Genomic DNA, 22,996 nt, shown 5'->3' on the forward strand with positions numbered 1-22,996 from the left:
CATGAGAGAACAGCTCGCAGCATTACTGGAAGAGAAGCAAGGTGAATATGTATCGGGTGAGCAGCTCAGCCGGATTCTGAATGTCAGCCGGACAGCTGTATGGAAGCATATCCGGAAGCTCGAGGAAGAAGGCTACAAGATCGAAGCATCCCGCAAGCTGGGGTACCGTCTCGTTGACAGCCCGGACCAGATTACGCTGACAAGTCTGCTGCCCCGGCTTACGACTGTGAGGCTTGGCCGATCCGTTAAGCTGTTTGATGAGGTCGACTCAACTCAGAACATTGCCCAGAAGCTGGCGGAGGAAGGGGCACCGGAAGGCACGCTGATCCTGGCCGAGCGGCAGCTCAGCGGACGTGGGCGAATGGGCCGGTCCTGGCTTTCTCCCAAGGGCAGGGGGGTATGGATGAGTATGATTCTGCGTCCAACCATTCCGCTTCCATACACGCCGCAGCTGACGCTGCTGACAGCCGTGGCGCTGTGCCGGGCTCTGAGACGGTTAACCGGGCTGGAAATCGGCATCAAGTGGCCCAATGACCTGCTTATTGACGGCCGCAAGATTAGCGGTATACTGCTGGAGTCGAGTGCGGAGGAAGAAAGACTGAGGCATGTCATTGTGGGCGTCGGCATCAGCGTCAATCTGGACAAGCAGCATTACACTGAGGACATGCTGGACCGGGTTATCTCGCTGAAGATGGCTGCCGGAATAACGTTTGACCGTTCCGAGATTATTGCCGGATTTCTCGCCGAATTTGAAGCGGTATATACGCTCTATGAGCAGGAAGGCTTTGCTCCGGTGCGTTCGCTATGGGAGGCCCTGTCGGTATCGCTCCATAAGCCGTGCAAGCTGACAACCCCGCAAGGTATAATGGAAGGAATTCCGGTTGGTTTGGCTGATTCTGGGGCTTTGCTGCTGAAGCTGGAGGACGGCGATACCGTTCCGGTTTTCTCGGCAGAAATGGGTTGACTCCCGTGCCGTACCTGCCTGCCCAGAATGAAGCTGGGCAGCTGAATAGACGGCAAACTTTTTTTTTGCTATACTGGGTTGTAATTGAGGCGGTATTCCATACGGAAGCTGCACTCTTGGCCAGTAATTCAAATTTGCAAAGACATGGATAAACGTTCGTTCAGATAAGCGCATTCTGCTCTGAGCCGCAAGGACCGAGACAGAAGGAAGCTCGCAGTCAATGGATGTTTCTTTTTGGACTCTGAAACCTTTTTGGCGGCTCGCTGAAAGGTTTTTTTACGTTTGTTCGTGCCAGAAGGAGACGTTGACGATGAAGCATGCCCTTAGCGTGACCAAGCTGAAGAAAATGAAGCAGGACGGAAATCCGATTTCCGTACTTACCGCATATGATTATCCATCCGCAAAGCTTGCAGAGGAGGCCGGTATTGATGTGCTGCTCGTTGGCGATTCACTCGGCAACGTCGTGCTCGGCTATGATACGACAATCCCTGTAACTTTGGATGATATGGTGTACCATTCGCGGGCGGTTGCTCGCGGAGCTGCTAACACCTTCATCGTCGCTGATCTACCTTTCGCCACCTACAGACTGGGGCAAGAAGCAACGCTTCGCAATGCCGCAAGGCTGATGCAGGAAGGCGGCGTCCAGGCGGTTAAGATGGAAGGCGGAGCTGATCTCGCTGAAGAGATTGGCACGCTGGTACGATCCGGTATCCCGGTCATGGGTCATATCGGGCTGACACCCCAGTCCATCAACCAGATTGGAAGCTATAAGGTGCATGGCAAGATGCCAGAAGAGATCAGCAGGCTGATTGAGGATGCCAAAGCGCTGGAGAAAGCGGGGGTGTTTGCCCTTGTGCTTGAGCTGGTAACCGATCAGGTCGCAGCCCAAATTACCAGGGAGCTCTCCATTCCTACTATTGGTATTGGTGCGGGAGCAAGCTGCGACGGTCAGGTGCTTGTCTACCATGATCTGCTCCAGTACGCATCGCCATACCGTGCGAAGAAATTTGTCAAGACCTACGCGGATATCGGCACAACCGTGCGGCAGGCAATCGGCGAGTTTGTCCAAGAGGTCAAGAACCGCTCGTTTCCACTTGAGGAGCACAGCTTCTCATCCGGACAGGCAAGCAGCTCTGTACCGGTATACGGGGGAGGCAGCGCGGAGAAGAAGGAGCATGCGTCCCGATGAAGTGTTGTGAGACGATCGAAGAACTCCGCAGTACGCTGCAGGTGTGGAGATGCAGTCATCCGGACGGAAGCATCGGTTTCGTCCCGACAATGGGTTTCCTGCACGAAGGGCATGCCAGCCTGATCCGTCGCTCTGCTGAAGAGAATCAGCTCACGGTTGTTAGCATCTTCGTCAATCCTTTGCAGTTTGGTCCAAACGAGGATTTTGAACGTTATCCGAGGGACCCGGAGCGTGATACCAGGCTGGCTGAGGAAGCGGGAGCTGATATCTTGTTCATGCCTTCCGTGAAGGAGATGTATCCGAAGCCAGTCGTGACCAAGGTCATGATAAGCGGGCTGACTGATAAGCTGTGCGGGGCTTCAAGGCCTGGTCATTTTGACGGCGTGGGTACAGTCGTCAGCAAGCTGTTTAACCTCGTACAGCCGGATGCCGCCTATTTTGGCCAGAAGGATGCCCAGCAGGTCGCTGTTATAGAACGGATGGTGGAAGACCTGAATATACCGGTGACGATTGTGGCCTGTCCGATCGTGCGTGAAGCGGATGGCCTCGCCATGAGTTCCCGCAATGTATATTTGACTCCTGAAGAACGGGCCCAAGCGGTTGTGCTGTCTCATTCCCTGCAGCGGGCAGAAGCATGGTTTGATGAACCTGATCTGACCGTGGGTGAGATCAGGCGGCGAATCGCTGAGCATATCAGCAGCAGCAGCCCGCTTGCCGAGATCGATTATACCGATATTTTATCCTATCCTGATCTTGAGAATCCGAGTCAGGATGTTCCGATTGGCGATCTGCCCGGCAGCTCCCGCTATATAGCGGCGCTTGCTGTTAAGTTCGGCGCGACCAGGCTGATCGATAACCGTATTTATACCGTTAAAGGGAGATGACCACCATGTTTCGGACCATGATGAAATCCAAGCTGCACCGGGCAACGGTGACAGAAGCTAATCTTAACTATGTAGGCAGCATTACGATCGATGAGGATTTAATGGAGCTTGCGGATATCTGGGCCAATGAGAAGGTACAAATTGTGAATAACAACAATGGCCAGCGTCTGGAAACCTATGTTATTCCCGGGAAACGCGGATCAGGTGTAATCTGCTTGAACGGGGCAGCGGCCAGACACGTACAGCCGGGAGACCTTGTGATTATTATATCGTACGGTATGATGACGGAAGAGGAAGCACGCAAGAACAAGCCGAAGGTAGTCATTCTGGATTCCTCCAACCAGCCTGTGAAAACTATGACAGAAGAGAAGCACGCAACCATCCTGTAATGTTTGTCTGCTGCGTCTGAAGTCCCTTAACATGGATGCCGTAGCGGCTTGCACCGGGTATAGAAGCAGCCCGCTTAACAAAGAATGAGCATAGTCCCCGCAGCGAAAGAGGCATGTCGCTGCCAGGTCTAGTCTATTCGTGAAGGTGGGGTGCGTGCAGCTTGCTTCAGCATGTGTTTGCCGTCATGAACGAGCTTCTTGATGAAATCATGATCTCTTATCCAAATGCACAAGAAGCGAAGCAGAAGGAAATGCAGGAACAGATGAAGATTCTTCAAACGATGAGTGATACAATTATTGATGGATGGCTGCAGGTGGAAGAGAAGCTCGCCTTTCTCCGGCAGAGCAGCAAAGATGAAGACACGATTGCTGCTGGCGGAACCGCCGAGGTCTCTAAAGAGCCTGCAGCTGTGCCGCCTGATGCGGCTGCCGAATGGCTTCCAGCCCTATGCGCGAAGCAGCCGTGTTTAAGCCATGAGACGGTAACCGAGGAAGCGGGGCGCAGCCTGAACATCGGGCAGGGTTATTTCAAGCTGTACATGTTCAAGGAAGCTGTAACGCATTTTCGCCGGACGGTGCGGATCTGCCCGGATTCGGTGACCGCCCGGTTGTTTCTAGCCATGTCCCACATGCATCTGGAGGAATGGGAAGAAGCGGAACAGCTCTTTCAGCTGATTGTCAAGTGGACCAGTCACCCCAAATGGAAGGCACTCGGCTACAACGCTCTTGGCTGTATACAGGCAGTCAGGGCGAATATCGAGCAAGCGGAAGCCTATTTCCGGCTCGCTTACGATGCGGACCCGTCCTTCTCGGGCGCGGCCAGCAATTTGAACAGCTGCAAGAAAAACACAGGCAAATTGTCGTTATACTTCGGCAGTGCCGAGCTCAGCTGTATGTGAGAGGAACGAACCGGATGAAATTTGCTGTTTTGGATTTGGAAACGACAGGCCACGGTGCCGATGATGATATTATTCAGGTCGGTCTTGTGCTGCTGGACGAGGAGCTTGAGGTTACGGAAACGTATGTCTCCTTTGTCCGGCCGCGCATTCCGATTCCCCCTTTTATAACGCAATTAACCGGCATTACCGACCAAGACGTAGCGGATGCGCCTGAGCTTGAAGAAGTGCTCATGGAGATGATCCCAAAGCTTGATGACGCTATACTGGTTGCCCATAATGTCGGATTTGACGCTGGCTTCTTAAACAATTCCCTGGATCGCTGCGGTTACATGCCGTTTGTCGGCCGGCGCCTTGATACGCTGGATCTACTCAGGATGTTATATCCCGGTCTTACCACCTACCAGCTTGGCGCAGTGTCCGAGGCCTTCGGAATTGAACATGAACGGCACCATCAAGCTGACAGTGATGCGATGGCGACTGCTGTTATATTCCGCTCATGCGTGGAAAAGCTCTACGATCTGCCGCTCCTTACATTGCAGCGATTAGCCTCCTTCTTCCAAGCGGAGGATGATCTCGGATGGTTTATCCAGCAGGCTCTGGTACGTAAAGAAAGCGAAATCGCCGTCGATCAGGACGCTTTCGCTTATTTTCGCCAGTTTGCCCTTAAGGTCGGTGATTGGACAGAGGAGCTTCCGCCCCGCTATGATGATGAGGAAAGCCTCGAGCAAATCCGTTCGATGGATTTTGAAACATATATGTCCCAGGTTAAGGAAGCCTTTGCTGAGCACGTTCCCGGTTACGAACAGCGGGAAGCCCAGGAGCAGATGTTCCATGAAGTATATAACGCTCTGTCGGGGGACAAGCATTTGATGATCGAAGCGGGCACTGGTACGGGCAAATCACTCGGTTATTTGATTCCTTCCTTGTTTTATGGTGTCCAGCAGGAGGAGAAGATAGTCGTAAGCACGCATACCATTAACCTGCAGGAGCAGCTGAGGGAGCGGGATGTGCCGCTGCTGCAGCGGGTGCTTCCCTTTCCATTTAAGGCCGCAGTCTTCAAGGGACGCAGCAATTACATGTGCTTGCGCAAGTTTGAAGGCAAAATCAACATGCAGGACTTCGTATCGCCGAATGAAGACCGGATCACCGCGGCACAGATGATTGTCTGGCTCGGCGAAACCGAGCATGGCGATCAGGAAGAGCTGAACTTCAGCAACCGCGGCGGTGATTTCTGGGATACGGTGTCCAGTGATGCAGATTCCTGTCTGAACCGTTCCTGCCCATGGTTTAAGCGCTGCTTCTATCATCGCGCTAAGAATGAAGCCAATCTCGCAGATGTTGTCATTACCAATCATTCCATGCTCTTCACTGATATACGGGCTGACCATCGGCTGCTGCCAACCTATGAGCATCTGGTTATCGATGAGGCCCATCATTTGGAGGATGTGGCAGGTAAACATCTCGGGCTGCAGCTGTCTTACTTTGCACTGCTTAATCCGCTGCAGCGGATTTGCAAGGATTCCCGTACCGGTATGCTGCTCCAGCTTAAGTATAAGCTGGCTGCTGAAGGTGATGAACGTGTCCAGGCATGGACGGAAAAGATAGACGCAGCTGTTCCGGTCTTTGGGGAAATCCGGGAGAACTGGGATCAGCTGTTCGATATTCTTTTCGGGTTTGCAGCGGCATCGCGGGACAACAATATCGAGAACGGCCAGGTTGTATTGCGGCTTAGACCTGAGGGACTTCCCGATGGCTGGCATTTTGCCCAGACAGCTGAATCAAACGTATATGCCGGGCTGAATGAGGTCATTCGTTCAATCGACAAGCTGACCGCGGATATCAAGGAGCATATCGACGATTCCGGAATCCAGTCTCTTATTACCGATATGAACGGAAGCCTGAAGGATTTGACGCGGCTCCGGGACGGCGTGCATGCCTTTATGCGCCTTGAGGAGAAGGGAACCGTATACTGGCTGGAGGCGAATACTAATTTCCGGGCAAAATCAGTACAGCTTCATGCCGTGCCTGCGGATGTCAGCAGTCAGCTGAAGCAGTATCTGTTTGAGCCTAAGCGAAGTGTTATCATGACTTCGGCAACCTTGTCCGTCCAAAAGTCATTCCAATATGTGTGCGAGCAATTCGGGCTGGATTCCTACGCTGAACAAGGAAGGCTTGTCACGGTTCAGCTCCCGTCACCCTTTAATTACAGGGAACAGGCGCTTGTCTGTATTCCGCGGAATTTCCCTAGCCTGAAGGGAGCTTCAGGCGATCCCTTGTTTGTCGGCGCTTTGGTCGCTTCCCTGGCCGCAGCGGCGCGCGAAACCAATGGACGAATGCTGGTGCTGTTCACTTCCTACCGGATGCTGAAGCAGGCTTATGAACCGCTCAAGGATGCTCTAGCAGGGTCGGGGATTCAGGTGCTTGGCCAGGGTGTGGACAGCGGGAGCAGAAGCAAGCTTACGCGCAGATTTCAGCAGCAGTCTGCCTCGATTCTGCTTGGGACAAGCAGCTTCTGGGAAGGAGTCGATATCCCGGGTGAAGCGCTGAGCTGTCTGGCGATTGTCCGGCTTCCGTTCCAGCCGCCGAACCATCCGCTGGTGGAGGCCAAATCGGAAATCCTGCAGCAGGAAAAGCAAAATCCGTTCATGAAGCTGTCAATCCCGCAGGCTGTCATCCGTTTCAAGCAGGGCTTTGGACGGCTTGTAAGGACTGCCCAGGACAAAGGGATTGTGCTTATTTATGATACACGGGTGATTGAAACCTATTACGGCAAATATTTTCTGTATTCACTTCCGGGACCCAAGATCGAGCACATGCATCTGGAGCAGATCGTGCCTCGTATCCGCGACTGGCTGGGGTCTCCGCAAGCGATTGAAGAGGGGGCGGAGTAGTTGAAGCAGGCGAAAATTTCGGAAGCGGTGGTGCGCAGACTCCCGGTATATCTTCATGTTCTGAACGAGCTGCAGCGCAGTGAAATACAGACAGTCTCTTCGCAGGATCTCGGACAAAGACTGGATCTCAACCCAGCCCAAATCCGCAAAGACCTGGCCTATTTCGGTGAGTTCGGGCGCAAGGGAATAGGCTATGAGGTGTCTTACCTGATTGAGAAGATCCGTCAGATTCTCAAGCTGGATCAGCAGCTGAATGTTGCCTTGATCGGAGCGGGTAATCTTGGACAGGCACTATGCAATTATAATATGTATATTAAAGACAATATGAAAATTGTGGCCGTGTTTGACGCCCATCCGGCTAAGATCGGCAGCAAGATCAATAACATGACTGTGCTGGACATGGAGCACCTCAAGCCAACAGTTGAGTCGCTTGACATCCGGATCGGTATCATTACCGTTCCGGCTGTTGAAGCGCAAAATGTAGCGGATAAACTCGTTTCATCGGGTATAGAGGGGATATTGAATTTTGCTCCTGCAATCTTGAAGGTACCGGAGCAGGTGCGCATACATCATGCAGATTTTACAACGGAACTGCTGAGCTTGGCTTACTATCTGGAAAATGGAGCGGATAACAATGACGATGACAAAGTGGTGGATTGAAGGCGGAATCTTCGTGACCATGACTCCGCAGGAGCCGGTCGTTAAAGGGCATCTGGTCGTGGAGAATGACCGAATTGTATACATAGGAGCCGAGCATCCCGGCAAGCTGGCAGAAGGCGCATCCCGGATATCGGGCAGCGGTCTGGTTTTCATGCCGGGTCTAATCAACACACATGGACACGCGGCGATGTCTCTCCTGCGCGGTTACGCAGATGATATGGTGCTTCAGGATTGGCTGCAAACCAAGATCTGGCCGATGGAAGGCAATTTTACAGACCAGGATGTGTATTGGGGCAGCGCACTGTCTGCCTTGGAAATGCTTAAGAGCGGAACGACTGCTTTTGTTGACATGTATGACCATATGAATGAGGTTGCGAAGGTTGTTGAGCAGTCTGGAATGCGTGCTGTATTAACCCGCGGCGTTATTGGCCTGTGCCCTGAAGATGTACAGCGTGCCAAGCTCGAAGAGGCGGTCCGCTTCGTTCAGGAGTGGAATGGAAAGGCAGACGGCCGCATTATGACAATGATGTCGCCGCATGCCCCTTATACATGCCCGCCTGCCTATATTGAACAAATCGTGCAGGCAGCTCATGATCTGGACGTGCCGCTGCATACCCATATGTCTGAAACGGCAGCTGAAGTTGAGCAGAATGTGCGTGATTACGGCAGCAGGCCGGTTGAGCATCTGGATAAGCTGGGCCTGTTCTCCAGGCCGTCACTGGTCGCTCATGCCGTACATCTGAATGATGATGAGATTGCACTGCTTGCCGAGCGCGGGGTAGCGGTATCCCACAATGCGGCCAGCAACCTGAAGCTGGCCAGCGGCATAGCCCGTGTTCCTGAACTGCTGAAGGCTGGTGTAACGGTATCGCTCGGCACAGATGGCGCGGCAAGCAACAATAATCTTGATATTTTTGATGAAATTCGGCTGGCAGCCCTGATTCACAAAGGGGTTACGGGTGATCCGACAGCCGTGCCGGCACTTGAGGCTCTTCGGCTCGGTACTGTATATGGGGCGAGGGCGATTTGGCAGCAGGACCAAATCGGTATGCTCCAGGTCGGAATGAAAGCTGATATGATCGCGCTGGATCTGGATCAGCCGCAATTTTACCCGCGGACCGATATTGTTTCCCATCTGGTATATGCGGCAAGCGGAAGAGATGTTCGGCATGTCTGGGTGAACGGTGTTCAGGTCCTAAAGGATCGCAAAGCTGTTCTGCTTGATGAGGAGAAAATCATGGCCGAAGCTCAGCGCTGCTATGAAAGGCTGACCAATAAGGTATGAGATCCGGCAGCTCTGCAGCAAACCGTTTCATGACCCCGGGCCGCTGGGCTATACTCGGCACACTTGCTGCCATCCTGATCCTGCTGCTGCTGAATCTGTATTATCAGTGGATACAGACAGATATATGGCAGGAAGAGCGTGCTGCCGAGCGTATTGCAGTAGATGCAGCACAACTGACTGATATCAGTGAAACGGAGAAGTTTGTATGGGATGAGGTTGTTTGGATCGTTAGAGGCTCGGCGCAGGATGGGCAGCAGTTAATGGTCTGGGTTACGGATGGCAAGGCGGATGTGGTCCCGGCTTCCGAAGGCGTAACGGAGCAGACGGTCAGGGAGAAGCTGCTGGCCGCTCGCCCGGGTGCGGACATCATTCGAATCCGGCCCGGTCTCTACAACGGCCAGAAGATATGGGAAGCCTACTACAGCCTGCCGGAGAAGCCTCTGCGGTATTATTATGAATTTTTTGCCTTTGCGGACGGCTCGCCTGTTTCCCAGTTTCGGCTTACCAACAAGTATTCCAGTTAGCTTAGTAATAACTAAATTCTCTATATAAACAATCTAACGTTTTCCTAACCCTAGATTAGAAAGTTTTCATATCTGCCTTTAATTACAGCCCCCTATTCGGACATGTTTTATGATATACTCTCTTATAGCAAAGGTGCTATACGATAATATATCAACTGTCCTTGGAAGGGGGCTTTTTTGTATGAATAAATTACGTCCACTGCCTATACTGCTAACAGTCCTGCTGTCTGGCGCCGTGTTGTTCGGGGGATGGTTCTCATATCAGAGTTTCGCTGTAGAAAGACCGTTTATGGAGTCTATGGCTTCAATTGACGGCGTGGAGGTTTCCGAGCCTGTGATCGAACGGGATTCTGTCACGGTAAAGCTGAAGCTTGAGAGCGGCATCGATCTGATGTCTGTCTACCATGAAATTAAGAAGCAGGGCTCAGCTCTGATCGGCAGCAAAGAACTTAAGCTCGATGTGGAGCAGGTGCCTTCACCTGAACTGGAGAAAATATGGTCCTCTGTCTTGTTTGAGGTTGCACAAGCGATGGATAATCAGCTATACGCGAGTATACCAGAAGCTGCTGCTGACTGGATGGATGAATATGATGGCCTAAATGTTGTAACGTCAATGGATGATACCAATGTATACATTACGCTCGAACAATCGGGGGAGACAAAGTTTGTGATTCTGCCTCGAATCCCGGCGAAGATGGGGGTATGGCCGAATGCTTAAATATGGTAAAGAGATTGCGATTGGATTTTTCCCGGTACTGCTTATATTCTTGTATATGACAGGTGTTAATGTACTGCCTATTCTGCTGGCAGCAGGTATAATCGGTGCTTTGTTCTTCGTGGCAAGAACACGCGGTAACGTCGCCGCAGCTCATGGCTCGAAGAAGGGCTCGGTCCGTCAGCTGACGCCGCTTTCCTTTGAACAGATCGGCGGCCAGGAGAGAGCGAAGCAGGAGCTGATTGAGGCTCTGGATTTCATTGTTAAGCCTGAAGAAATTGCCAAGTTCGGCATTCGCCCGCTCAAGGGCATCCTCCTTACGGGCCCTCCTGGAACAGGAAAGACGCTGCTTGCCAAGGCTGCGGCACATTATTCGGATTCCGTCTATGTAGCTGCGTCAGGCAGTGAATTTGTGGAAATGTATGTGGGCGTCGGTGCGAGCCGGATCCGGGATATCTTCAAGGAAGCCCGTCAGAAGGCTGTGAAGAGCGGGAAGAACAGTGCCGTTATCTTTATTGATGAGATAGATGTTATTGGCGGCAAGCGTGACGGCGGCCAGCATCGTGAATATGATCAAACGCTCAACCAGCTGCTGACCGAGATGGACGGCATTCACTCGTCTGAATCACCAAGGGTTCTAATCATTGCAGCCACTAACCGCAAGGAAATGCTGGACAGCGCACTACTTCGTCCCGGCCGGTTTGACCGTCATATCGGCGTCGACCTTCCGGACAAGAAGGGGCGTGCGCATATCCTTAAGATCCATGCCAAGAATAAGCCGCTCGATGATACCGTTAATCTGGATAAGATTGCAGAAGAGTCCTTTAACTTCTCAGGCGCGCAGCTGGAGAGTGTGATGAACGAGGCAGCGATTTACGCCATGAGGGACAAGCAGGAGAAGATTAGGCAGCAGCATCTGAGCATGGCCATCGATAAGGTCATGATGGGTGAGAAGACAGATCGTGAAGCGACGAAGGAAGAGCAGGAGCGTGTAGCTATTCATGAACTGGGCCACGCAATAGCGGCGGAAGCTGTCCGTCCGGGCAGTGTATCTACTGTGGCCTTGTCTCCACGGGGCCAGGCGCTCGGTTACGTTCGCCATAACCCGCAGGATGACCAGTATCTCTACACGAAGCCTTACATGGAGGACCAGATCATGATCGCACTCGGCGGTGCTGCCGCTGAGGAAATGTTCTATGGCAACAGAAGTACAGGCTCGCGTGGCGATTTTGAGCAAGCGATGGCGATTGTTCGTAATATGGCTGAATCAGGCTTGACGGAAATGGGTATAGTAGATAGAAACATGGTCACACCAGAGGCACTCTCCAAAGTATCGGGACGCATATTGGATGATTTGATGGAGCGCACAAGAAAGCTGCTGGACAGCTACCGGGCAGTGTTTGACGGGTCGCTTGCCATCCTTCTCAAGGATGAAACCTTGTCGGGAGATCAATTCCGTGCACTCATGCAATATAATAATGACTCTAAAAGCGCTTAATTTTTCGACATTTTCATGAATTAAGAAGGATGTCCACTCGGACGCCTTCTTTTTTCATGATCAGGTAATGTATAATATAGTGGGTTTGCGACAACTGAAAATACAATATAGAGAAGGTGAGCATCCATGGCAATCAGGAAAGTAGGAGTAGTTGGAGTAGGAACAATGGGTCAAGGGATTGCAGAAATGCTGGCATTCAAAGGCCTGGATGTCGAAATTTTGGAGAAAACGCCGGAGCAAATGAAAAGCTCAATGCAGCAGATCGAGCACAGCCTCGATAAACAAATAGAGAAGTGGGCGCTTACCCAAGCCGAGAAGAAACTTGTACTAAGCCGGATCAAACCGGTAGACAGCCTGGCTGACATGTGTGACTGTGAGATTATTATTGAAACCATCACAGAAGATTTGGAAGCCAAGAAGAAGATTTTTGAACAGCTTGACGAGCACTGCAACCCGAATGTCATACTGGCAAGCAACACCTCTACACTCAGCTTGACTGAGCTGGCAAGCCATACAAAAAGCCCGGAACGGGTTGTCGGCATGCATTTTATTTATCCTGCATACAAGATTGATCTTGTTGAAATCGTCCGCGGACTGCAAACGTCCGATGATACCTTTAACAGCATCAAACATTTTGTTGAAGATGTAATCAACAAGAAGAGCGTCATGGTGTTTGAATCGCCGGGCTTTATTACGACCCGGTTAATTTGTCTGTTCATTAACGAGGCGCTGCATGTGCTTGAGGAAGGTGTAGCCTCTGCTGAAGACATTGATAATGCGATGCGTGTTGGTTATTCGTTCCAGCACGGGCCATTCGAAATGGCGGACCGGTTCGGTCTGGATGCGGTTCTGGCAGCTCTTGACAGGATGTTCCGTGAATACGGTGAACTGAAATACCGTCCGTCCATCGTGCTTAAGAAGATGGTTCGAGCAGGCCATCTGGGTGTAAAAACAGGCATCGGATTCTTTAAATATGATAAGGATGGGGACCGTACATGAGAATACTTGTCATTAATGCTGGCAGCTCCTCGCTGAAATACCAGCTCTTTGATATGACTAACGAAAGCGTTCTGGCCAGCGGCCGTGTAGAACGGATCGGAATGGATTCATCGATTGTGACACATGAGCCAACGGACAAGCCGGAGGTCAAAGATGTCAGTGAAATCCTGGACCATGTTACAGCTGTCAAGCGGGTAATCGATCTGCTGGTGCATCCCGAGCATGGGGTTATTCGTTCCATGGACGAAATCGATGCCGTTGGGCACCGTGTCGTTCACGGAGGCGAAACCTTTAAGGAATCCGTGCTCGTTGATCAGGACGTGAAGCTGGAGATCCGCAACCTGTTCGACTTGGCACCTCTTCATAATCCGGCTCACATGATGGGTATTAACGCTGTTGACACCAACCTGCCTGAAGTGCCTCAAGCGGTTGTATTTGATACGGCTTTCCACCAATCCATGCCGCCGGTGGCTTACCTGTACCCGATTCCAATGGTGCTGTACCGCCGTCACAAGATCCGCCGTTATGGCTTCCACGGCACATCTCACAATTATGTAAGCCAGCAGGCAGCCGAGCTTCTGGGCAAGCCGCTTGAAGAACTGAAGATGGTAACCTGTCATATCGGTAATGGCGCGAGCTGTACGGCTATTATGGGCGGTAAATCCGTTGATACCAGTATGGGTCTTACACCTCTTGAAGGTCTGATGATGGGTACGCGCAGTGGCGATCTTGACCCTGCAATCGTGCCATTCACAATGAATAAGGAAGACCTGACACTGAGTGAAGTGAACTCCATGCTGAACAAGCACTCCGGTCTGATGGCAATCTCGGGAATCAGCAGTGACATGCGCGAGATCGTTGATTCGATGGAGGAAGGAGACCGCAACGCCAAGCTTGCATTCGACATGTATACGTATCGCGTGCGCAAGTACATCGGCTCCTATGTTGCGGCAATGGACGGATTAGATGTCCTGGTCTTCACGGCCGGGGTTGGCGAGAACTCTGTACAGCTGCGTGATGCGGTTTGCAGCGGACTGTCTTACTTTGGAGTCAAGCTTGATCCAGAGCTGAACAAGCAGCGCTCCAAGCAGGCGCGTATCATTTCGGCTCCAGATTCCCGTACCAAGGTTATGGTCGTTCCGACTAACGAGGAGCTTATCATAGCTCGTGATACGTACCGTCTTGTCCTTGAGCAGGAGAAGCAGGAAAACTACGAAATCTAACCGGGGAGTGACAGCATGAAGGACGGAAACCGGGACGCCTTTGTTCACGGCATGACTGCAGCTATGTCGGGGGGCGGCGTGTTTGTGCCGGCCGTTCTGCTGCGGTCTCACAGAGCGATCGGGCTCACTGATACGGATACCATGCTGCTCATTCATATCGCTGCCTTCAAGCAGGCCGAGAATGTGGAGTTTCCGACCTTGGAACAGCTTGGAGAACGAATGGGGCTTAGTGCCAAGGTTGTCGGTCAGCATGTGCAGCGATTAATGAAGGAAGGATTCCTTGCTATTGATGAATATATTGATCCGGTATCAGGCATTCAATCGGAGACGTATAACTGGAACGGATGGATTGTGAAAGCAGCGGAATGGGTGACAGAACATCCGGTAAGGGGAGGCTCAACTGTTCAGGAATCTGAATCGAGGGAACGGAGCTTTGCACCCCCGGCCCCGACTCCGACACCGGATATTAACTTGTTCTCCTTATTCGAGCAGGAATTTGGCAGGCCCCTGTCACCAATGGAGCTGGAAACGATCAGCGGCTGGCTGGATGCCGACCGGTATCCGGAGGAGCTTGTCCGATTCGCCCTTAAAGAAGCTGTGTTTGCCGGTAAGCTGCATTTTCGGTACATAGACCGTATCTTGCTGGAATGGAGCCGCAACCGGGTCACTAACAGTGAGGAAGCCCGTGCGCATGCCAACCGGTTCCGCAGCGGCAGTAACAGAAAAAGCTGAGACGCTCATGCGTCTCAGCTTTTTTATATGCTGGCCTTGGACTGCTTGAGCAGCTCCCAGCGGTATACATATTCGAAGAGGAACTCGAACGCCTCAAGATGCCGTTTGGCCTCAAATGCGTTCGCTCCCCAAGCGTATATTCCATGCTTGCGAAGCATGATACCCGGCACACGCGGATCAAACCGCTTTGTGACCTCTGGGACAATCTTGGGGATATCGGCATAGTTTGGAATGACCGGGATATCAATATGGGCTTCCTCGTCCCATATATTAAATGCCTTTATCAATTCCACGCCTTCAACTGGTATAGAGCCGCGTTCCCAGAACCATTCAGATACCACATTGTTGAATACGGTATGCGTGTGGAAGATCGCACCGCAGCCTGTAAGGCGGTAAAGCTCGCAATGAATCAGCGTTTCGGCCGACGGCTTCAGCCGGGTCGTCTCGCAAGGCTTGCCATCCTGATCGACGAAGAGGAAGTCCTCCGGCGTATGTACGGACTTATCCTTGCCGCTAGCGGTAATCGCAAAATGAAAGCTGTCCGGCTCGTAGTCACCCACACGAATGGACAGGTTGCCGCTTGTTCCGGGAAACCAGTTGCGAGCAGCAAACAAGTCCTTGATCTCTCTTAGCTCGGTTAATGCTCGCTGCTTATCCTCGGTTGGAATACTTAGGAAATCCAGGCTCATTACACTATCTCCTCCAGCTCGTCAATGACATCATGGAAGGTTTCGAAGGGGGTATACGATACCCCGAGCTCCCGGCATTTATCGATCAGATGGGAGCGGGCAAAGACGATGTCGGCAATTTTGGCGCCTTCGAAATCCGTTACACTGTCACCAATCAGAATCCGTTCATAATGCTCTGCAGGGAAGCGGCGCATGATGGTCGTTTTACACATGCCGCACTCGTTCGAACACTCATGGTCGCAAGGATGCGGCCATAAAATTTCGATGCGGCTGCCCTCGAAGCTGCTGCCATTACAGAAGATATGATCTTCCGGAATGTCGAATGGCTGGAGGAGCGGGTATACGAAGAAATCAATGCCTCCGCTTGTTACATAGAAGTCAATGGACTGGTACTGGCAGAAGCGAAGCAGCTCATCGAAGCCTTCACGAATCTGCGCATTGTTAATAGCGAATTCAACAACCTCTTTCCTGCGGGAGGCCGGAAGAAGACGGAACAGTTCGCCAACCCCTTCGCGGATCGACTTTCGTTCACTGACAATATCCTCCACAATCGCTTCCCAGCCGTCGGGGTTAAAATGCTTGATGATCGCTACGATATTATCATTTACGGTGATGGTTCCGTCGAAATCACAGAAGATGACCTTGCTGCGTGATGTGCTGCTCATTCTCTAACCCCCCATGCGGATATGGCTGCAGCAAGCTCCGGATGGTTTGCGGCATAATCACGAAGCGGCACTCCATGAAGCGAAGCCTGGATCGCCTGCCTGAAGGCTTGTCCGCCTGCGGCGGTACCCATTGGATGGCCATGAATTCCGCCGCCTGCATTGACGACGACATCGCTGCCGAAATCCCGCAGGATCAGTGGTACAAGCCCCGGGTGGATGCCGGCAGATGGGACGGGGAAGCTTGTCTTGATGCGCAGAGCCGGATCGAGCAGCGCATCTCTTACGGCCATATTTTCTTCCTTAGGCATCACTACAGATCCGTAAGGCGAAGGGAACAGGACGAGATCCGCACCAGCGATTCTCATCAGCTTGCCCAGCAGGACAGGAGCAGCAATGCCATAATGCGGAGAAGGGTAGAAGGCACCCGCCATAGCCGGATGAGCGGCAATCGGAACATTGATCTCCGGGTCACGGCTCAGCTCAGCCAGCACATCATAGCCGTATGCCAGTACATTGAACAGCAGGGCATTGGCGCCTGCCTGAATCGCTTTCTTGGCATTGGCGGCAATTTGGGAAGTAGGACCCGTAATATTGACGGCATACAGCAGATCCTGGCCGGTTTCGCCTTTTGCTCTGGCAGCGGCCTCCATGCAGACTTCTACACGCTTCTCGAGCGGGGTAAGCGGATTCTCGAACAAGATTTCATCATCCTTGATCAAATCCACACCGCCGAGAGCCTGCCGGTAAAACTGTTCCTGCAGTCCGCCGAGGTCATGTCCAATAACGGATTTGAAGATGCTCATCAGCAGCGGCCGATCAGGAATGCCAAGCTGCCCTCGTACACCGGTTAGCCCGAATTTGGGCCCGGGGAAGGCGGACAGGAAGTCGTCCGATACGTCGATGTCAATCAGCTTGATGCGTCCGTCCATGGACAGCTTGCCGAAGATGGTGACCAGAAGGGCAGGGATATCACGGCTGAAATTAATATCCGGGTAGTCAATTACGATATCTGCATACCGTTCGCCGGCAGCTGAGGCATTTCCGCCATACTCGCTGACAGACACCACTTTGCCAAGATGCTTCTCCATGTGGGCCTTCTGCGCCTCGGGGAGCTCGGTCCAGCTTCCGACGGTCAGTCCGACAGCGATGGACTGCGCCTTCTTCTGAAAATCTGCTTTCTCATCGAAACAACGGTAGACCGCTCTGCAATATCCGCTCATTGGGTTGTGCTCCTCTCCAGCTCGGCGCCCATCTCTCTGGCACGTTCGGCTGAACGCCGTACCGCTTTTATAATGGTGGATGTAAAGTCATGACGGTCCATAACCTCGATAGCCGCTTGCGTTGTGCCGTTCGGTGACGACACCTTGCGCCGCAGCACGGAGGGTTCTTCTCCCGTCTGATGAACCATTGATGCTGCGCCGAGCACAGTCTGAATGGTCAGCTCGCGCGATGACTCCGGTGACAGGCCAAGATCAATGCCGGCCTGCATCAGAGCTTCCATCACATAATAGATGTAAGCAGGTCCGCTGCCTGATAAACCGGTCACCGAGTCGATCATCGGCTCCTCGACAATTGTCGTGATGCCAACAGCCTGGAATATATCCACGGACAACTGCTGCTGGGCTTCGGAAACCTGGCCATTAAAGCAGAGCGCAGTAGCTCCAAGACCGATCGTAGAGGAAGTGTTCGGCATGGTGCGAACGATGGGCAGAGCTCTGCCGATCAATCGTTCGATCGTTTCGGTTGATAGACCTGCAATAACGGAAACAACCAGCTGTCCTTCCTTGGATAAACCAGTCAGCCTGCCGAGCGCCTCCTCGGCATCCTTGGGCTTCATGCAGAGGAACAGAATATCTGCTTCGGCAAGGAATCTATCTTTATCAGCAGGGCCCGCAGGGATTACGACACCATAACGGCTGTTCAGCTCGGCAAGCCGCTGATCATCCGAACGGTTGATAACGCTGACCTGGCCTGCCTCTGCGAGCCCTTGTTCGACTATGCCTCTAAGTATGGCTTCAGCCATTGATCCTGCACCGTAGAAGCAGAAGCGTTTATCCCGGATAGGTGCTGTTACCTTGGTGAGCTGTTCTTTCATAGCAGTTATAATCCCCTTTATCCGCGTATTTGGCCGGTTCCGTAAATCCGGTACTTGGTAGAAGTAAGCGCAGGAAGACCCATCGGCCCCCTTGCGTGCAGCTTTTGGGTACTGATGCCGATCTCGGCGCCGAATCCAAACTCAAAGCCGTCCGTGAAGCGGGTGGAAGCGTTGTGGTAGACAGCAGCCGCGTCAATCTCCTGCATAAATCGGGCCGCATGCTCCGCATTCTCAGTGACAATGCACTCGGAGTGCATGGTACCGTATTGACGAATGTGACCTAGCGCTTCATCCAGACTGTCAACGATACGGATATTCAGAATATAGTCATTGTATTCATGGTCATATTCTGGTGCCGGCGCATCCGCTGTATCGGGCAGCAGGGCACGGACGGCTTCGCAGCCGCGCAGCTCAACCCCCGCATCACGCAGCCTGCCGGCTATGCTCGGAAGGTGATCATTTGCGAATGAGCGGTGTACGAGCAGCGTTTCCATTGCATTGCAGACAGAAGGGCGCTGCGCCTTGGCGTTGAGGGCAATATCTGAAGCCATGGCCGGCTCAGCCGATTCATCCAGATAAGTATGACAAATTCCGGCTCCCGTTTCGATTACAGGGACGGTGGCATTCTCAACAACATTGCGGATCAGAGAGGCGCCGCCCCTTGGAATCACAACATCGAGCAGACCGTTCAGCTTCAGCATTTCGTCGACGGAGCGGCGATCGGAATCTTCAATTAACTGCAGGGCATCAGGCGGCATCTTCGTATCGGCCAGCGTCTTGCGCAGCACCTCCACAATCTGCTTGTTGGAGGCTATGGCAGCAGAGCCGCCGCGCAGCACAACAGCATTGCCCGTCTTTAGACAAAGTCCTGCTGCATCAACCGTGACGTTCGGCCTGGCCTCGTAGATCATTCCGATGACACCGAGCGGAACCCTGATCTTCTCAATCTGCAATCCGTTAGGCCGGCTGAAGGCCTCCAGCTTGTCGCCGACAGGATCGGGCAGCTCGACAATTTGCCGAAGCCCTTCAGCAATTCCCATGATCCGTTCTTCGGTCAGCTTTAAGCGGTCAAGCAGGGACTCGCTGGTGCCGCCGGCGCGACCCCGCTCGAGATCTTCCTGAATGGCCTCTATAATACTTTCCTGATTGGCGATTAACGCGTCAGCCATCCGAAGAAGCGCGCTGTTCTTCTCTTCCGTACTTAAGGTGTTCATGCGTGCTGCAGCTGCTCGCGCGAGTGCTGCTTTATCTCTTACTTCGCCCATTCGATTACCTCCTGTCAGTTATAACGTCACCCATTCATCCCTGTGAATGACCTCGATGCGTACGACTTCCACCCGCCTTGCAACCTCTTCCGTCCCAAGACCGGCTACAGCCTGAATTTGCCATGCTTCATAATTGACGACTCCGCGTCCGATTACTTGCCCGCTTGGATCCACGACTTCTACAACATCCCCGGGGTGAAATTCGCCTTCCACCAGCTGGACGCCAGCGGGGAGGAGGCTCTTGCCGCGCTCGGTGAGTGCGGTAACGGCGCCATCGTCGATGGTAATCCTGCCGCGCGGGGTAGAGTGGAAGCCGAGCCACTGCTTCTTGACAGAGAGGCTGTGCAGGGAGGTGTCAAAATAAGTGCCTTTGCCGCTGCCCCGCACAGCGGACAGAAGGTCGCCGGGCTCGGAGGCACGGCCGATGAAGGTCGATACCCCGCCGCGCATCGCAATGCGGGCCGCTTCGATCTTCGAACGCATGCCGCCTGTACCTACCGCTGAGCCGGCTCCGCCGGCAATGGCCATAATCTGCTCCGATATTTGTTCAACCCTGTCAATTCGCACGGCGCTGGCATCCTTGCGGGGGTCAGCGGTATATAGACCGTCCATATCGGTCAGGATCATCAGCTGCCGGGCTCTCACCAGATTGCCAACCAATGCGGAGAGCGTATCATTATCGCCAAATTTAAGCTCATCCGTTGCCACAGTATCGTTCTCGTTAATGATGGGCAGGACCCGCTGCCTGAGCAGCTCTTCAATGGTCATCAGCGCATTCTGGATACGCCTGCGGTTGGAGAAATCAGCCCGTGTCAGCAGCAGCTGCGCCACGCCAATCCCGCTTGATGCAAAGGCCTCCTGATAAGCCTGCATGAGCAGCGCCTGCCCGACTGCTGCAGCCGCCTGCTTCTCGTGCACAAGCTTGGGCCGGGCGGCGTACCCGATTCGTCTGAACCCGGCAGCGACAGCGCCTGAGGTGACAAGGAGAAGAGGGTGCCCTGCCTGGTGAAGAGCCGACAGCTCAGCGGCGAAATAGGCGATTTGGGCTCGGTTCAGCCCTCCTTCCTCAGAGGTTAGCGAGCTGCTGCCGATTTTGATTACAATGCGTTCTTCCATAATAAGTCCGGTTCCTTCCTGGGCTGCGTTTGCCTATAGCAGCCGTCCTTCTGGGGGAGCGGCTGAGGTCGCCGGGATAAGCGTACAGCTGCCGGGCGACAAAAAAAGACTTTCATCCTGTATAAAGGACGAAAGTCTGGCTTCCGCGGTACCACCTTTTGTTGATGATGCTAATGATCATCCTGCTCCATGACCTGATAACAGCAGGTGCTGTCCGGCTCATCACCGGCCGTTCAGGGGTGGGTTCGGTAAGGGTTCGCGACGGATTCTTGCAGCCGGGGAATCCGTTCTCTGAGCGCGAGGATCCAAACGTACTGGTCCCGTCATCACGTTGTATGTTCGATTGTGACATCTAACGTTAGGATACCATGATCGGCAGGGGCTGTAAAGTAAGGCTGGCAGCCTCTAAGCAGGCCTGTTCAGGCTTGCAGGTGTCAGTTCCTGAACAGCCCGAGGGCGCCGATTCGTCGGACAGCCTCCTGCAGACGGGCTTCCTCCGCCAGCAGTCCCAGACGGACATAGCCTTCGCCATGTGTGCCGAATCCGACTCCCGGAGCAAGCACCACGTTGGCTTCCTTAATGAGAAGATCCGAGAAGGATTCGGACGTATAGCCATCAGGTACCGGCAGCCAGCAGAAGAAGGAACCGCCTGGCTTGGCGGCTTTCCAGCCGATTTCATCAAGTGCGGCAAACAGAGCATCACGGCGCTGCTCATACATGGCGGACAGGCTGTGAACACTGTCTTGAGGTCCGGTGAGAGCAAGCGCGGCTGCTTCCTGTATACCGCCGAAGAGGCTGCAGTAGTAATGGTCCTGAATAAGATTGATCAGGCTGATCAGCTTGGCGTTGCCAAGGGCAAAGCCGACGCGCCAGCCGGCCATATTGTAGCTCTTCGACAGCGTGTAAAACTCAAGGCCGACTTCCTTGGCTCCTGGTGTCTGCAGGAAGCTGACCGGTCTCTTCCCGTCGAAGCCGATGCCGCCGTATGCAAAATCACTGGAGACCACAATGTTATGCCGCTCAGCAAAGCGCACAGTCTCTTCATAGAAGCTGCTGCTTGCCACCGCTCCTGTCGGGTTATTCGGATAGTTGATGAACATCAGCTTGGCCTTGTCCGCATCCGCTGCGGGAATACGGCTGTAGTCAGGCAGGAAGTCATTATCCGCCTTAAGCGGCATGAATGTCATGTGTGCACCGGCAAGTGATACACCCGACCAGTAATCCGGGTATCCGGGGTCAGGTACAAGGCACAAGTCGCCAGGGTTCAGCAGACACTGGCTGATTTCCACAAGTCCTGTCTTGCCGCCAAACAGTATGGCGACCTCGGTTGCAGGATCAAGATCGACATTATAATCTTCCTTATATCTGGCGGCAACCGCTTCCTTCAGGAACGCAAAGCCGCTGAATGGCGGATATTTATGATAAAGCGGATTAGCCGCCGCTTCCTGCAGCTTGGTTACGATGTGAGGCGGTGTCGGCTTGTCGGGATTTCCTTGCCCGAGGTTAATCACATCGTGACCTTCAGCGATGCGGGCTGCCGCTTTACCGACCAGCCGGGCAAAAAACTGCGTCGGCAGTTCCTTCATCCGGCGGGCGGGCTCAATGGTGATGCGTGAATGATTGTCGTTCATATTTGGCAACACTCCATATCTTCCGGTTCGGAACAGAATATTCCTAATGTAGCATGTACATTCCGGACTGTCGAGACATGGGCGATTAATCGAAGAGCGGCCGGCAAGCAGCTTGTTATGCCGAGCAGGTGCTTATAGGGATTGGTTAAGCCGGGCCGGAAAAGTCATCAGGGTGCGGCGACCTTTCTCAGGAAAGGCTTGAGGTCAGCCTCGAATTCGAGCAGATAGGGCTTCTTGGCCGCATCGAAGACGAGCAGAAGCGGGTCGTTCTCCGGACAGTAGAAGAGGAATACGTCATCAACGGCGAATTCTGTTTTGCCGATTTTCAAACTGACAGGCTTGTCGAGCGGTACCCGGTATACAAAACCGCATTTATCATCAGGTTTTATTTTGGGGGAAAGCTTGGTTGCCGAACGCAGCCAGCTTGAGGCCATTTTCTGATATTCTTCGTCATTGGGCAGCGTTCGTACCACCTTACCCGCCTTGACATCAAAAATTTGAACCGGCTTTAACGTAATGTCCTCACCCTGCACAGCTGCCTGTGCATTCCACGCGAACAGGGTCGCGAGCATCATCAAAGCCAGAATAGCAGCAGCTTGTTTCTGCATGTGACATTTCTCCTTTGACTGAATATTGGTTGACCTTCCGTTATATTGTTCCCAGCTTGACACCTCACCATGACA

At 53.0% G+C, this 22,996-nt stretch carries 22 protein-coding genes; 14 read left to right on the forward strand and 8 right to left on the reverse strand.

The genetic code is table 11. The features are described from left to right. Position 1: 1 nt before the first annotated feature. From DNH61_RS23380 to DNH61_RS23445, 14 genes are all read left to right on the forward strand, one after another. Positions 2-964 carry a biotin--[acetyl-CoA-carboxylase] ligase gene (locus DNH61_RS23380; protein WP_111149233.1) on the forward strand — a complete coding sequence of 321 codons (963 nt, stop codon included), beginning with the start codon at positions 2-4 and terminating at the stop codon, positions 962-964. A gap of 310 nt (positions 965-1,274) precedes the next feature. After that, entirely contained in the window at positions 1,275-2,153 is an 879-nt protein-coding gene (gene panB / locus DNH61_RS23385) for a 3-methyl-2-oxobutanoate hydroxymethyltransferase (RefSeq protein ID WP_181438839.1), read from the forward strand. Beyond that, positions 2,150-3,037, forward strand: coding sequence for a pantoate--beta-alanine ligase (panC, locus tag DNH61_RS23390; protein WP_111149235.1), 888 nt, complete (start codon positions 2,150-2,152; stop codon positions 3,035-3,037). The genes panB and panC overlap by 4 nt, the downstream gene beginning before the upstream one ends. Positions 3,038-3,042: 5 nt before the next feature. Then, on the forward strand, positions 3,043-3,426 hold the full coding sequence (gene panD, locus DNH61_RS23395; protein ID WP_111149236.1) for an aspartate 1-decarboxylase: 384 nt from the start codon (positions 3,043-3,045) through the stop codon (positions 3,424-3,426). A gap of 161 nt (positions 3,427-3,587) precedes the next feature. Further along, the gene (locus DNH61_RS23400) at positions 3,588-4,325 is read left to right on the forward strand and encodes a tetratricopeptide repeat protein (RefSeq protein WP_111149237.1); all 738 of its coding nucleotides are present in this window, start codon (positions 3,588-3,590) and stop codon (positions 4,323-4,325) included. 14 nt (positions 4,326-4,339) lie between these two features. Next, positions 4,340-7,216 (forward strand): ATP-dependent DNA helicase DinG, encoded by a 2,877-nt coding sequence (gene dinG / locus DNH61_RS23405; protein WP_111149238.1) that lies wholly within the window; start codon positions 4,340-4,342, stop codon positions 7,214-7,216. Beyond that, the gene (locus tag DNH61_RS23410; protein ID WP_111149239.1) at positions 7,217-7,876 is read left to right on the forward strand and encodes a redox-sensing transcriptional repressor Rex; all 660 of its coding nucleotides are present in this window, start codon (positions 7,217-7,219) and stop codon (positions 7,874-7,876) included. After that, positions 7,851-9,161 (forward strand): amidohydrolase, encoded by a 1,311-nt coding sequence (locus tag DNH61_RS23415; protein ID WP_111149240.1) that lies wholly within the window; start codon positions 7,851-7,853, stop codon positions 9,159-9,161. The genes DNH61_RS23410 and DNH61_RS23415 overlap by 26 nt, the downstream gene beginning before the upstream one ends. Then, entirely contained in the window at positions 9,158-9,685 is a 528-nt protein-coding gene (locus DNH61_RS23420; RefSeq protein WP_111149241.1) for a cell wall elongation regulator TseB-like domain-containing protein, read from the forward strand. The genes DNH61_RS23415 and DNH61_RS23420 overlap by 4 nt, the downstream gene beginning before the upstream one ends. A gap of 181 nt (positions 9,686-9,866) precedes the next feature. Beyond that, positions 9,867-10,403 carry a hypothetical protein gene (locus tag DNH61_RS23425; protein ID WP_111149242.1) on the forward strand — a complete coding sequence of 179 codons (537 nt, stop codon included), beginning with the start codon at positions 9,867-9,869 and terminating at the stop codon, positions 10,401-10,403. After that, the gene (locus tag DNH61_RS23430; RefSeq protein ID WP_111149243.1) at positions 10,396-11,898 is read left to right on the forward strand and encodes an AAA family ATPase; all 1,503 of its coding nucleotides are present in this window, start codon (positions 10,396-10,398) and stop codon (positions 11,896-11,898) included. Before DNH61_RS23425 ends, DNH61_RS23430 begins: the two co-directional genes overlap by 8 nt. A 126-nt stretch (positions 11,899-12,024) precedes the next feature. Next, positions 12,025-12,897: a 3-hydroxyacyl-CoA dehydrogenase family protein gene (locus DNH61_RS23435; protein ID WP_111149244.1), complete on the forward strand. Its 873-nt coding sequence runs from the start codon at positions 12,025-12,027 to the stop codon at positions 12,895-12,897. Beyond that, complete coding sequence (locus DNH61_RS23440; RefSeq protein WP_111149245.1) at positions 12,894-14,120, forward strand: acetate/propionate family kinase; 1,227 nt, start codon at positions 12,894-12,896, stop codon at positions 14,118-14,120. The genes DNH61_RS23435 and DNH61_RS23440 overlap by 4 nt, the downstream gene beginning before the upstream one ends. A gap of 15 nt (positions 14,121-14,135) precedes the next feature. Next, positions 14,136-14,852 (forward strand): DnaD domain protein, encoded by a 717-nt coding sequence (locus tag DNH61_RS23445; RefSeq protein WP_111149246.1) that lies wholly within the window; start codon positions 14,136-14,138, stop codon positions 14,850-14,852. Positions 14,853-14,875: 23 nt separating this feature from the next. On the opposite strand, the gene mtnB is transcribed toward DNH61_RS23445, so the two are convergent. The 8 genes from mtnB to DNH61_RS23485 all read right to left on the reverse strand — a co-directional run bounded on the left by mtnB (position 14,876) and on the right by DNH61_RS23485 (position 22,921). Beyond that, positions 14,876-15,541 (reverse strand): methylthioribulose 1-phosphate dehydratase, encoded by a 666-nt coding sequence (gene mtnB, locus DNH61_RS23450; RefSeq protein WP_181438840.1) that lies wholly within the window; start codon positions 15,539-15,541, stop codon positions 14,876-14,878. Next, positions 15,541-16,206: a 2-hydroxy-3-keto-5-methylthiopentenyl-1-phosphate phosphatase gene (locus tag DNH61_RS23455; RefSeq protein WP_111149247.1), complete on the reverse strand. Its 666-nt coding sequence runs from the start codon at positions 16,204-16,206 to the stop codon at positions 15,541-15,543. The genes mtnB and DNH61_RS23455 overlap by 1 nt, the downstream gene beginning before the upstream one ends. Beyond that, positions 16,203-17,426 (reverse strand): 2,3-diketo-5-methylthiopentyl-1-phosphate enolase, encoded by a 1,224-nt coding sequence (locus tag DNH61_RS23460; RefSeq protein WP_111149248.1) that lies wholly within the window; start codon positions 17,424-17,426, stop codon positions 16,203-16,205. The genes DNH61_RS23455 and DNH61_RS23460 overlap by 4 nt, the downstream gene beginning before the upstream one ends. Continuing rightward, complete coding sequence (gene proC / locus DNH61_RS23465; protein ID WP_111149249.1) at positions 17,423-18,301, reverse strand: pyrroline-5-carboxylate reductase; 879 nt, start codon at positions 18,299-18,301, stop codon at positions 17,423-17,425. Before proC ends, DNH61_RS23460 begins: the two co-directional genes overlap by 4 nt. Positions 18,302-18,318: 17 nt before the next feature. Then, entirely contained in the window at positions 18,319-19,566 is a 1,248-nt protein-coding gene (locus DNH61_RS23470; RefSeq protein ID WP_111149250.1) for a glutamate-5-semialdehyde dehydrogenase, read from the reverse strand. Positions 19,567-19,584: 18 nt separating this feature from the next. Continuing rightward, a complete protein-coding gene (gene proB, locus DNH61_RS23475; RefSeq protein WP_111149251.1) occupies positions 19,585-20,682 on the reverse strand; it encodes a glutamate 5-kinase in 1,098 nt (365 codons plus the stop codon). A gap of 434 nt (positions 20,683-21,116) precedes the next feature. Further along, positions 21,117-22,313: a pyridoxal phosphate-dependent aminotransferase gene (locus DNH61_RS23480; RefSeq protein ID WP_111149252.1), complete on the reverse strand. Its 1,197-nt coding sequence runs from the start codon at positions 22,311-22,313 to the stop codon at positions 21,117-21,119. Positions 22,314-22,480: 167 nt separating this feature from the next. Beyond that, the gene (locus DNH61_RS23485) at positions 22,481-22,921 is read right to left on the reverse strand and encodes a hypothetical protein (RefSeq protein ID WP_111149253.1); all 441 of its coding nucleotides are present in this window, start codon (positions 22,919-22,921) and stop codon (positions 22,481-22,483) included. Positions 22,922-22,996: the final 75 nt, after the last annotated feature.

Origin of the sequence: Paenibacillus sambharensis, from assembly GCF_003233845.1 — a bacterium.
Lineage (GTDB): Bacteria > Bacillota > Bacilli > Paenibacillales > Paenibacillaceae > Paenibacillus_I > Paenibacillus_I sambharensis.

What these genes read in the sequence shown, in the direction of transcription:
- DNH61_RS23380 (WP_111149233.1), top strand. Translation starts at nt 2, where the DNA reads ATGAGAGAACAGCTCGCAGCATTACTGGAAGAGAAGCAAGGTGAATAT.
- panB (WP_181438839.1), top strand. Translation starts at nt 1,275, where the DNA reads ATGAAGCATGCCCTTAGCGTGACCAAGCTGAAGAAAATGAAGCAGGAC.
- panC (WP_111149235.1), top strand. Translation starts at nt 2,150, where the DNA reads ATGAAGTGTTGTGAGACGATCGAAGAACTCCGCAGTACGCTGCAGGTG.
- panD (WP_111149236.1), top strand. Translation starts at nt 3,043, where the DNA reads ATGTTTCGGACCATGATGAAATCCAAGCTGCACCGGGCAACGGTGACA.
- dinG (WP_111149238.1), top strand. Translation starts at nt 4,340, where the DNA reads ATGAAATTTGCTGTTTTGGATTTGGAAACGACAGGCCACGGTGCCGAT.
- DNH61_RS23415 (WP_111149240.1), top strand. Translation starts at nt 7,851, where the DNA reads ATGACGATGACAAAGTGGTGGATTGAAGGCGGAATCTTCGTGACCATG.
- DNH61_RS23420 (WP_111149241.1), top strand. Translation starts at nt 9,158, where the DNA reads ATGAGATCCGGCAGCTCTGCAGCAAACCGTTTCATGACCCCGGGCCGC.
- DNH61_RS23425 (WP_111149242.1), top strand. Translation starts at nt 9,867, where the DNA reads ATGAATAAATTACGTCCACTGCCTATACTGCTAACAGTCCTGCTGTCT.
- DNH61_RS23430 (WP_111149243.1), top strand. Translation starts at nt 10,396, where the DNA reads ATGCTTAAATATGGTAAAGAGATTGCGATTGGATTTTTCCCGGTACTG.
- DNH61_RS23435 (WP_111149244.1), top strand. Translation starts at nt 12,025, where the DNA reads ATGGCAATCAGGAAAGTAGGAGTAGTTGGAGTAGGAACAATGGGTCAA.
- DNH61_RS23440 (WP_111149245.1), top strand. Translation starts at nt 12,894, where the DNA reads ATGAGAATACTTGTCATTAATGCTGGCAGCTCCTCGCTGAAATACCAG.
- DNH61_RS23445 (WP_111149246.1), top strand. Translation starts at nt 14,136, where the DNA reads ATGAAGGACGGAAACCGGGACGCCTTTGTTCACGGCATGACTGCAGCT.
- mtnB (WP_181438840.1), bottom strand. Translation starts at nt 15,541, where the DNA reads ATGAGCCTGGATTTCCTAAGTATTCCAACCGAGGATAAGCAGCGAGCA.
- DNH61_RS23455 (WP_111149247.1), bottom strand. Translation starts at nt 16,206, where the DNA reads ATGAGCAGCACATCACGCAGCAAGGTCATCTTCTGTGATTTCGACGGA.
- DNH61_RS23460 (WP_111149248.1), bottom strand. Translation starts at nt 17,426, where the DNA reads ATGAGCGGATATTGCAGAGCGGTCTACCGTTGTTTCGATGAGAAAGCA.
- proC (WP_111149249.1), bottom strand. Translation starts at nt 18,301, where the DNA reads ATGAAAGAACAGCTCACCAAGGTAACAGCACCTATCCGGGATAAACGC.
- DNH61_RS23470 (WP_111149250.1), bottom strand. Translation starts at nt 19,566, where the DNA reads ATGGGCGAAGTAAGAGATAAAGCAGCACTCGCGCGAGCAGCTGCAGCA.
- proB (WP_111149251.1), bottom strand. Translation starts at nt 20,682, where the DNA reads ATGGAAGAACGCATTGTAATCAAAATCGGCAGCAGCTCGCTAACCTCT.
- DNH61_RS23480 (WP_111149252.1), bottom strand. Translation starts at nt 22,313, where the DNA reads ATGAACGACAATCATTCACGCATCACCATTGAGCCCGCCCGCCGGATG.
- DNH61_RS23485 (WP_111149253.1), bottom strand. Translation starts at nt 22,921, where the DNA reads ATGCAGAAACAAGCTGCTGCTATTCTGGCTTTGATGATGCTCGCGACC.